Here is a 10,582-nt window from a genome sequence, read left to right as displayed (position 1 = left end):
GCACGATTCAGGACCCAGGAAAAATGCCCCGTTCGACACCGTCAGGCCCCTCCCAGCGCATGCTGCGCGTCGGCGAGCAGGTGCGCCATGCCCTTTCCGAGACCTTGCAGCGCGGCGAGATCATCGATCCGGTGATCGAGAACAGCGTCGTCTCGGTCTCCGAGGTACGCATGTCGCCCGATCTCAAGATCGCCACCGCCTTCGTCTCGCCGCTTGGTGCGGCCGATACGGGCGCAGTGGTCGAGGCGCTCAACAAGCACGCGAAATTCATCCGCGGCCGCGCCTCCGGCGCGCTCAGGCAGATGAAGTACATGCCGGAGTTCCGCTTCCGGCTCGACACGTCCTTCGACAATTTCGCGAAGATAAACGAACTGCTGAAATCGCCCGAAGTCGCGCGCGATCTCGACGATGGCAAGAACAACGACAAGGACGAGGAATAGTGGCGCGTCGCGGCAAGAAGAAGGGGCGGCCGGTCTCCGGCTGGGTGGTGCTGGACAAGCCGGTCGGCATGGGCTCGACCGAGGCCGTCTCTAAGATCAAATGGCTGTTCCAGGCCGAGAAGGCCGGCCATGCCGGCACGCTCGATCCGCTCGCCTCCGGCATGCTGCCGATCGCGCTCGGCGAGGCGACCAAGACCGTTCCTTATGTGCAGGACGGCGCCAAGATCTACCGCTTCACCGTTGCCTGGGGCGAGGAGCGTTCGACCGACGACCTCGAAGGCCCGGTGACCAAAAGCTCCGATCGTCGCCCGTCCGAGGCTGAAGTGAGGGCGCTGCTGCCGAACTACACCGGCGTCATCATGCAGACGCCGCCACAATTCTCCGCCATCAAAATTGCCGGCGAGCGGGCCTACGATCTTGCCCGCGACGGCGAGACGGTCGAGATCCCGGCGCGCGAGATCGAGATCGGCCGCCTCGACATCGTCGAGCATGGCGCCGACAAAACCGTCTTCGAGGTCGAATGCGGCAAAGGCACCTATGTACGCTCGCTGGCCCGCGACATGGGTCGCGACCTGGGCTGCTTCGGCCACATCGCCGAACTGCGCCGCGTCGAGGTCGAGCCATTCACGCCGGAGGATTTCGTCACGGTTGCCGAGCTGGAATCAGCCCGCTTTGGCGACAAGACGGAAGCGGCCCCGGACGAAGCCGAGGCACCGATCGATTTCAGCGCCATCGACGCGCTGCTGGTCGAAACGGCGGTAGCGCTCGACTGCCTGCCACAGGTCGCCGTCAGCGACGACGCGGCAATGAAGATCCGCCTCGGCAATCCCGTCATCATTCGCGGCCGCGATGCGCCGGTCGAGGCCGAGGAGGCTTGCGCCACAGCGCGCGGCAAGCTCGTGGCCATCGGCGCCATCGAGCAGGGTATGTTCAAGCCCAAGCGGGTCTTTGCCGGGTGAATCCGGTCGTCTAAGCTCCGCTGAGTGCCGATACTTCAGGGATCTCATGGCCAAGGCTGACACTGGCAAGAAGCGGGCGCCGCTGAAAACCCGTCGACCACCTGTCGGCGCGTCGCCCGGCACGCTTATCGCCGATCCGGCGGCGCGGCGAAGCGAGCTTCGACTGACGCTGATCTCGCCGCAGAAATACGAAACCATCGATAATGCCTCGATCGACGATCTCAACACCCATTGCCAGAAATGGCCTGTCGTGTGGCTGGATTGCACGGGGCTCGCCAACATCCCGCTCATTGAGGAGATCGGCCGCATCTTCAACCTGCACCCGCTGGCGCTGGAGGATGTCGTCAACACCGGACAGCGGCCCAAGGTGGATTTCTACGAGAATCATGCCTTCGTCGTCATGCGCATGATCGACGACGTCACCTCGCATAGATACGAGCAGATCGCGCTGTTCTTCGGCGGCAATTTCGTCGTCACCTTCCAGGAACGCGAGGGCGATCCGTTCGATCCGGTACGCAAGCGCATTGCCGGCGCGATGCCCAACCGTCTGCGTTCGCGCGGCGCCGACTATCTCGCCTATGCGCTGATCGATGCCATCGTCGACAGCTATTTCCCGCCCATCGAGGCGGCGAGCGAAACGGTCGACGGCATCGAGGACGAGATGCTGAACAAGCCGCACAAGCGTCAGATGCGGCAGCTGCATGAACTGAGGCGCGACGCCAATGTGCTGAAAGGCGTTCTGTGGCCGATGCGGGACGCGCTAGCGACCCTGATCCGCAACGACGTGTCCTTCGTGAAGGCCGAGACCAAGATCTTCTTCAACGACACGCTCGATCATTCGCTGCGCCTGATCGAGCTGGTCGAGAACCAGCGCGACATGCTCACCGGCCTGATCGAGATGCATGTCTCGCTGACCCAGGCCCGCACCAACGACGTCATTTCCTACCTGACCATCGTCTCGGTGATCTTCATGCCGCTGACTTTCCTGGTCGGCGTCTGGGGTATGAATTTCGATCCGCAAAGCTCGCCCTGGAATATGCCCGAGCTGAAAGCCTATTACGGCTATCCCGCCTCGCTCATGTTCATGGCGATCGTTGCGGTCGGTCTGATTGCGTTCTTCAAATGGAAGAAGTGGCTCTAAAGCGCGTCCCGAGACGGATTCAGGCGACGCGCTTTAGGTCTTTGTTTTGATGCATGTCGTTTCTCCAGAGCCGCTGCACACTTCTGGGCGACATGCATTAGCCTTTGAATTCGCCTGTTTTCGCGACCGGAACCTGCGACAAGCCGGCTTGACAATTGGGCTGGTGTTTTTTCCGGAATTGCACTATATGCGCCGCAGCTTCGCGCCCTGACGCGTCGCTTGCACTGGCCTCTGCTGGACGACATCCCGGCTGTGGGCGTCCCGTTTCCTCCAACAGATAAGGAAAAGCACGATGTCGATCACTGCCGATCGCAAGAAGGAATTGATGACTGAATTCGCAACCGCCAAGGGCGACACCGGATCTCCGGAAGTCCAGGTTGCCATCCTTTCCGAGCGCATCAAGAACCTGACCGAGCACTTCAAGGATCACAAGAAGGATAACCATTCCCGCCGTGGTCTGCTTGCTCTGGTCTCCCAGCGCCGCAGCCTGCTTGACTACCTCAAGCGCAAGGATGACGCGCGCTATCAGACGCTGATCGACAAGCTCGGTCTGCGTCGCTGACGAATTGACCGGCGGGCTTTCCTCGGAGGGCCCGCCGGTCGCGCATTAGCGCATCGGATGATCCGGTGCGATAATGCCTGGGCGCGATGCGCTCTCGAAAATCGAATTCGCGCAGGGCGCGTTCCGGAAACAGCGGTTTCCGGCGTCATGCGCAAAGCCGGCCGATCAATCGGCCAAACCCGGTTCCGAACGCGCAGAGGGCCATTCGGAATCGCCCATGGACGGTCATGGGGCAGGATTGCAGGCTGCTCGCTATTTGATCGAGCACCCCGTTGTCTTGCCCGTGGCTGCCCGAAGGAAGCCAGGAAAGGGAGAACCCGTAGCCGTTAGGACGGCGCGGCCCTTCCGCATATGAAGGACAAGACATGTTCAATCATCACAAAGTAGAAATCGAATGGGGCGGCCGTCCGCTCATCCTGGAAACGGGCAAGATCGCGCGCCAGGCTGATGGCGCGGTGCTCGCCACCTATGGCGAGACCGTCGTTTTGGCCACCGTCGTTTCGATGAAGGAACCGAAGCCCGGCCTCGATTTCTTCCCGCTTACCGTCAACTACCAGGAAAAGACCTATGCCGCCGGCAAGATCCCGGGCGGCTACTTCAAGCGCGAGGGCCGTCCGAGCGAGAAGGAAACGCTGGTTTCCCGCCTGATCGATCGTCCGATCCGCCCGCTTTTCGCCGATGGCTACAAGAACGACACCCAGATCGTCGTCACCGTCGTCCAGCATGACCTCGAGAACGATCCCGACATCCTGTCGATCGTCGCCACTTCCGCCGCGCTCACGCTTTCGGGCGTGCCCTTCATGGGCCCGATCGGCGGCGCCCGCGTCGGCTACATCAACGGCGAATATGTGCTCAACCCGCACATCGACGAGATGCAGGAATCCAAGCTCGACCTCGTCGTCGCCGGCACCGGCGACGCCGTGCTGATGGTCGAATCCGAGGCCAAGGAACTCTCCGAGGATCTGATGCTCGGCGCCGTCATGTTCGGCCACAAGAGCTTCCAGCCGGTGATCGAGGCGATCATCAAGCTGGCAGAGGTCGCCGCCAAGGAGCCGCGCGACTTCACCGCGCCGGATTATTCCGCGCTCGAAGCCGAGATGCTGAAGGTCGTCGGCGACGAGCTTCGCGAGGCCTACAAGATCACCGACAAGCAGTCGCGCTATGCCGCGGTCGACGCCGTCAAGGCGAAGGTCAAGGCCGCATTCGCTCCGGCCGAGGGCGAGGAAGCCAGGTACACTTCCGAGCAGATCGGCAGCGTCTTCAAGGAGCTCCAGGCCAAAGTCGTGCGCTGGAACATCCTCGACACCGGCTCGCGCATCGACGGCCGTGATCTGAAGACCGTGCGCAAGATCGTCTCCGAGGTCGGCGTTCTGCCGCGCACCCATGGTTCGGCGCTGTTCACCCGCGGCGAGACGCAGGCGCTGGTCGTCGCCACGCTGGGCACCGGCGAGGACGAGCAGTATGTCGATTCGCTGACCGGCATGTACAAGGAGAAGTTCCTTCTCCACTACAACTTCCCGCCCTACTCGGTCGGCGAAACCGGCCGCATGGGTTCGCCGGGCCGTCGCGAGATCGGCCATGGCAAGCTCGCCTGGCGCGCCATCCGCCCGATGCTGCCCAGCGCCGACCAGTTCCCCTACACGCTGCGTGTCGTCTCCGAGATCACCGAGTCCAACGGTTCGTCGTCAATGGCGACCGTCTGCGGCACCTCGCTGGCTCTGATGGATGCCGGCGTGCCGCTGGCCAAGCCGGTTGCCGGCATCGCCATGGGCTTGATCAAGGAAGGCGAGCGTTTCGCGGTGCTCTCCGACATCCTGGGCGACGAGGACCATCTCGGCGATATGGACTTCAAGGTCGCCGGGACCGCCAACGGTGTCACCTCGCTGCAGATGGACATCAAGATCGAGGGCATCACCCAGGAAATCATGGGCATCGCGCTTGCCCAGGCCAAGGACGGCCGCTTGCATATCCTGGGCGAGATGGCGCATGCGATCTCCGGCGCCCGCGCCGAGCTCGGCGAGTTCGCGCCGCGCATCGAGGTCATGCATATTCCGACCGATAAGATCCGCGACGTCATCGGCTCCGGCGGCAAGGTGATCCGCGAGATCGTCGAGAAGACCGGCGCCAAGATCAACATCGAGGACGACGGCACGGTCAAGATCGCTTCGGCGAACGCCAAGGAGATCGAGGCGGCGAAGAAGTGGATCCACACCATCGTCGCCGAGCCGGAAGTCGGCGAGATCTACGAAGGCACCGTCGTCAAGACGGCCGACTTCGGCGCGTTCGTCAACTTCTTCGGCCCGCGCGACGGTCTCGTCCACATCTCGCAACTTGCCAATGAGCGGGTCGCCAAGACCTCCGACGTCGTCAAGGAAGGCGACAAGGTTTGGGTCAAGCTGATGGGCTTCGACGAGCGCGGCAAGGTGCGCCTGTCGATGAAGGTCGTCGACCAGGCGACCGGCAAGGAAATCGCCCAGGACAAGAAAAAGTCGGACGGCGAGGAAGACGCCGCCTGATCGGTTTGACCGGATAATTCAAGACGGGCGCGCCGCGAGGTCGCGCCCGTTTTGTTTCAGGGCACTGCAAAGAGTTCTACGGAGCAAGGTGAATGGTCGCCGAGCCGCTGAAGACGCTGTTCTACCCGTTCGAGGCCGAGGCGCTGCCTCTGCCCAGGAAGGATGCCCGCGTCCTTTTTCTCGGCGCGGAGCCCGGCTTCCGTTTGCCCGCCGGCTTCGAGGCGGCGCTGCATCTCGTGCAAGGCTTCCGGCCGCATTTTCGCGCCTTGCAGGCGTCCGGTTACACGATCACGCCGCGCGCGGAAGGTTCCGGCTTCGACATGGCACTGGTGCTTGCGGGCCGACATCGCGGCCAGAATGAGCGGCGTATCGCCGAAGCTATCGAGCGCGTCCTGCCGGGTGGATTGGTCATCATGGCCGGTGGCAAGGACGACGGCGTCGACAGCTTGCGCAAGCGGATCGACGCGCTGGCGCCGCTCGACGGTCATCTGCCCAAGCATCACGGCGTTGCTTTCTGGTTGCGGCGGACCGGCACGGAGGCGGCCGCGACGCTGCGCGCCGGCAACCCCGACCTTGTCGTCGAAGGCGGCTTCAAAACCCAGCCTGGCATGTTCTCCTTCGATCGGATCGATGCCGGTTCGAAACTGCTGGCCGTGAACTTGCCTCACAAATTCAAAGGCAATGTCGCTGATTTCTGCGCCGGCTGGGGTTATCTGGCGGCGGAAGTCCTGAAGCGCTCGCATGGCCTCACTGCGCTCGATCTCTATGAAGCGGATTTCGAGGCCCTGGAAGCAGCCAGGCTGAACGTCCACGGGGGGGGCATCGAGCCGCGCTTCTTCTGGATAGATCTGCTCACCGAGGCGGTCGAACGGAGCTACGACGCGATCGTCATGAATCCGCCTTTCCACAGCGGCCGTGCTGCAGAACCTGGAATCGGCGCCGGCATGATCCGCGCCGCGTCGAAGGCCCTGAAACCGGGCGGCCGCCTGTTCATGGTCGCCAATCGCCAGCTTCCTTATGAACAGGTGCTCTCGGCGGCCTTCGCCAGCCATGCCGAGATCGCCCGCGACGGCATGTTCAAGGTGTTTTCGGCGCGCCGCTGAAGCAATCAAGGAAAAGCGTGCAGCGGGGTGGATTCGGCGCCTTCGCCGTAGCCTTGGATCCACAATCGCGGCGGGAAGAATACTTGTTCTATTGCAGGCTGACGATGCGGGCCGGCTCGTGCGTGCCGAAGGCGGACCGCGCTTCGCCAAGCTCGACCTTGAGCGGCGCCGGCCGGCCGAACAGATAGCCCTGCACCACCTCGCAGCCGGCCGCTCGGAGCAGGGTGGCCTGATTCTCGGTCTCGACCCTTCGGCGATGATGCCCACGCCCAGCGCCCGCGACAGGCCGACAATGGTCGAAACGATCGCGCCGGAGCTGGAATCGGTGTCGATGCGGCTGACGAAGGAACGGTCGATCTTCAGCTTGCCGAAGGAGAAATCGATCAGGTAGCTCAAATTGGAATAGCCTGTGCCGAAATCGTCGACGGCCACAGAGATACCCATCTCGGCAAGCTGTTCCAGGATGGCTGCGGCGCGGTCGCGGTCCTGCATCATCGCCGTCTCGGTGACCTCAAGCTCAAGCCGCGAGGGCTTGATGCCGGTCGATTCCATCGCCTCCCGCACGATGCCGACGAAATCCCTGGTCATAAACTGGACAGGCGAGATATTGACGGCGACGAAGCATTCCTCCGGCAGGTACCGGGCGTCGCTGCAGGCCTTGCGCAGCACCCACTCGCCGATCGGATTGATCATGCCGGTTTCCTCGGCGATCGGAATGAATTCCATCGGCGGGATCATGCCGCGCTCCGGGTGCTTCCAGCGGATCAGCGCCTCATAACCGACGATGCGGCCGCTCGGCAGGTCGAGCTGCGGCTGGTAGTGAAGACTGAAGTCGCCTCGGTCGAAAGCGGTCTTCAGCTCCGACTCGATCCATTGCCGATAGTCCGCAACGCGGCCCATGTCGGCGTTGAAGACAGACCAGTTGCCGATGCCGCTGGCGCGCGCGTTCTGCAGCGCCAGGTTCGAGCGGCGCAGGACCAGGACCGGGTCGACGCCGTCCTTTGGCATCGCCACGATGCCGACCGACAGGCTGACCGACTGCAGATGCGTCTGCAGCTGATAGGGCTCCATCATCTCGTTGATGAGCTTCTCGATCAGCCGCTCGATCGAGCCCCTGATCTGGCGGTCCGGCAAAAGCACCGCAAATTCGCCGGCGCCGATACGGCCGATCACCGCATCCTCCGGCATATTCTCCGTCAGCCTGCTGGTGAAGGCGCAGATCAGTTCGTCGCCCTGGCTGTAGCCGATGGCGTCGTTGATCTGCTTGAAGCGGTCGATATCGATGTCGATCAGGAATACCGGATCGCCGGTTCGGATCGTCCCAGAGGCGGCCTCGGCTATCTTGCCGACCATGGCCGGCGCGACAAAAGGCCGGTCAGCTTGTCGAAATGGGTTTCCTTGAAGACATAGGCCGCCGATTCGTCGACCCCGGCAAAGAACGAGAATGCTGCTCCGCCGGCGGCAAGTGCGCAGAGAGCGGCAATGACGCCCGCCATCGTTTCGGCCGGCATGCCGGCCATGCCGTCGCCGAAGCCGAACCGCAGCCCCCATAATCCAAGGATGAAACTGCCCATCCCCGAGCTGGCGATGGTGATCAGCCGGAACAGCGGAGTCCGTTTGGGATTGCTGACTGCGGGCATGCATGGTCCCCGGATTACTGGGCCTTATAGCGGACGTCTCCTTAAAATGAGTTTCCCCCGATGCATGCAATTTTACTGGAAGGCTACTTTCGCGGCCGCAAACTATTCGCGCATGCCGTCGTTCTGCTTCAATTCCTCCAGTGCCGGCATCGAAACGATGTGATAGCCGGAATCCACATAGTGGATCTCGCCGGTAACGCCCGACGAGAGGTCGGAGAGCAGGTAGAGCGCCGAGCCGCCGACTTCGTCGATGGTCACGGTGCGCCGCAAAGGCGAATTGCGCTGCTGGTAGGAGAACATGTGGCGGGCGTCGGACACGCCGGAGCCGGCCAGTGTCCGCACCGGCCCGGCCGAGATGCCGTTCACCCTGATGCCGCGCGGACCGTAGTCGTTGGCGAGGTAGCGCACGCTGGCCTCCAGCCCGGCCTTGGCGACGCCCATGACGTTATAGTTCGGCATCACCCTGACGGAGCCGGCATAGGTGAGCGTAATCATCGAGCCGCCATTGCCCATCAGCGCAGCGGCGTTGCGGGCGATCTCGGTGAAGGAATAGCAGGAGATCACCATGGTGCGCACGAAATTGTCGCGGCTGGTGTCGGCGTAGAGGCCCTTCAGCTCGTTCTTGTCGGAAAAGCCGATGGCGTGCACCACGAAATCCAGCCCGCCCCAGGCTTTACGGAGGGTTTCGAAAGTCGCGGTGACCGAGGCGCTGTCCTCGACATCGCAGGGCACGACCAGCGAGGCGCCCACCTTCTCGGCCAGCGGCTTGACCCTGCGCCCGAAGGCGTCGCCCTGGTAGGTGAAGGCGAGCTCCGCCCCATGTTCCGACAGCTTCTTGGCGATGCCCCAGGCAATCGAATGGTCGTTGGCGACACCCATGACAAGCCCGCGCTTGCCCTTCATCAACCCGTCCATAAAAGGCAATCCTTATAAAAACGCCGGCTTTATGCGGAATAGCGCTGGAAAATCAGCGTTGCGTTGGTGCCACCGAAACCGAAGGAGTTGGACAGGACGGTGTCGATCTTGGCGTTGTCGATACGCTTGCGCACGATCGGCATGCCTTCGAATTCCGGATCGAGCTCTTCGATATGGGCGCTCTCGCCGATGAAGCCACCCTGCATCATCAGGATCGAGTAGATCGATTCCTGCACGCCGGCCGCGCCCAGCGAATGGCCGGTGAGCGACTTGGTCGAGGTAATGTAAGGCATCTTGTCGCCGAACACCTCGCGAATGGCGCCCATTTCCTTGGAATCGCCGACCGGCGTCGAGGTGCCGTGGGTGTTGATATAGTCGACCGGCGATGGCACCGTGGCAAGCGCCTGCCGCATGCAGCGGATAGCCCCTTCGCCCGAAGGAGCGACCATGTCGTAGCCGTCGGATGTCGCGCCATAGCCGACGATCTCGGCATAGATCTTGGCGCCGCGCGCCTTGGCGTGTTCCAGTTCCTCAAGCACCAGCACGCCGGCGCCTCCGGCGATGACGAAGCCGTCGCGGTTGACGTCATAGGCGCGCGAAGCGGCCGACGCATTGTCGTTGAACTTCGACGACATGGCGCCCATGGCGTCGAACAGGTCAGACATGGTCCAGTCGAGGTCCTCGTGGCCGCCGGCAAACATCACGTCCTGCTTGCCCCATTGGATCAGCTCACAGGCATTGCCTATGCAATGCGCGGAGGTCGAGCAGGCCGACGAGATCGAATAGTTGACGCCGTGGATCTTGAACCACGTGGCCAAGGTGGCCGACGCCGTCGACGACATGGCCTTCGGCACGGCGAACGGGCCGATGCGCTTGGGGCTGTTGTTCTTGATCGTGGTTTCGGCCGCTTCGACGATGGTTCGGGTCGAAGGCCCGCCCGAGCCCATCACGATGCCGGTCCGCTCATTGGTGATGTCGCCTTCGCTTAAGCCGGCATCGGCGATCGCCTGGTCCATGGCGACGTGGTTCCAGGCCGCGCCCTGGCTCAGGAAACGCATGGCACGACGATCGATCATCGGGGTGGGATCGAGCGTCGGCGCGCCCCAGACCTGGCAGCGGAAGCCGTGTTCGGCGAAGGAATTGGAAAAGCTGATGCCGGATTTGGCATCGTAAAGCGAGCTCTGCACCTCGTTGGCATTGTTGCCGATCGACGACACAATGCCGAGCCCTGTCACTACGACCCGTCTCATTCGCAACTCCTTCCGGCGTATTCGGGCGAAAAACCTAGCCGGTTTTCGCTTTTGAT

The 10,582-nt window shown here is 62.7% G+C and carries 8 protein-coding genes and 1 pseudogene; 6 read left to right on the top strand and 3 right to left on the bottom strand.

The window, feature by feature from the left end; all coding sequences use genetic code 11:
* The first annotated feature begins 23 nt into the window (after positions 1-23).
* From rbfA to LB553_RS14120, 6 genes are all read left to right on the top strand, one after another.
* Positions 24-440: a 30S ribosome-binding factor RbfA gene (gene rbfA, locus LB553_RS14145; protein WP_224514081.1), complete on the top strand. Its 417-nt coding sequence runs from the start codon at positions 24-26 to the stop codon at positions 438-440.
* On the top strand, positions 440-1,399 hold the full coding sequence (gene truB / locus LB553_RS14140) for a tRNA pseudouridine(55) synthase TruB (protein ID WP_224514079.1): 960 nt from the start codon (positions 440-442) through the stop codon (positions 1,397-1,399). Before rbfA ends, truB begins: the two co-directional genes overlap by 1 nt.
* A 46-nt stretch (positions 1,400-1,445) precedes the next feature.
* Positions 1,446-2,540 (top strand): magnesium/cobalt transporter CorA, encoded by a 1,095-nt coding sequence (gene corA, locus LB553_RS14135; protein WP_224514077.1) that lies wholly within the window; start codon positions 1,446-1,448, stop codon positions 2,538-2,540.
* 292 nt (positions 2,541-2,832) lie between these two features.
* Positions 2,833-3,102, top strand: a complete 270-nt coding sequence (gene rpsO, locus LB553_RS14130) for a 30S ribosomal protein S15 (RefSeq protein WP_027165894.1) — start codon at positions 2,833-2,835, stop codon at positions 3,100-3,102.
* 365 nt (positions 3,103-3,467) lie between these two features.
* Entirely contained in the window at positions 3,468-5,618 is a 2,151-nt protein-coding gene (gene pnp, locus LB553_RS14125; protein WP_224514075.1) for a polyribonucleotide nucleotidyltransferase, read from the top strand.
* A gap of 92 nt (positions 5,619-5,710) precedes the next feature.
* Positions 5,711-6,721, top strand: coding sequence for a class I SAM-dependent methyltransferase (locus LB553_RS14120; protein ID WP_224514072.1), 1,011 nt, complete (start codon positions 5,711-5,713; stop codon positions 6,719-6,721).
* A gap of 88 nt (positions 6,722-6,809) precedes the next feature.
* Here LB553_RS14120 and LB553_RS14115 read toward each other — a convergent pair.
* The 3 genes and pseudogenes from LB553_RS14115 to fabB form a co-directional block, all read right to left on the bottom strand.
* A pseudogene (locus tag LB553_RS14115) lies at positions 6,810-8,361 on the bottom strand (putative bifunctional diguanylate cyclase/phosphodiesterase).
* A 102-nt stretch (positions 8,362-8,463) separates the two neighbouring features.
* A complete protein-coding gene (gene fabI / locus LB553_RS14110) occupies positions 8,464-9,276 on the bottom strand; it encodes an enoyl-ACP reductase FabI (RefSeq protein ID WP_224514071.1) in 813 nt (270 codons plus the stop codon).
* A 29-nt stretch (positions 9,277-9,305) separates the two neighbouring features.
* Positions 9,306-10,526: a beta-ketoacyl-ACP synthase I gene (gene fabB, locus LB553_RS14105; protein WP_224514069.1), complete on the bottom strand. Its 1,221-nt coding sequence runs from the start codon at positions 10,524-10,526 to the stop codon at positions 9,306-9,308.
* Positions 10,527-10,582 lie beyond the last annotated feature (56 nt).

It is taken from the genome of Mesorhizobium sp. CA8 (assembly GCF_020164955.1).
Taxonomy (GTDB): domain Bacteria; phylum Pseudomonadota; class Alphaproteobacteria; order Rhizobiales; family Rhizobiaceae; genus Mesorhizobium.
This window is presented reverse-complemented; position numbering and strand designations above follow the sequence as displayed.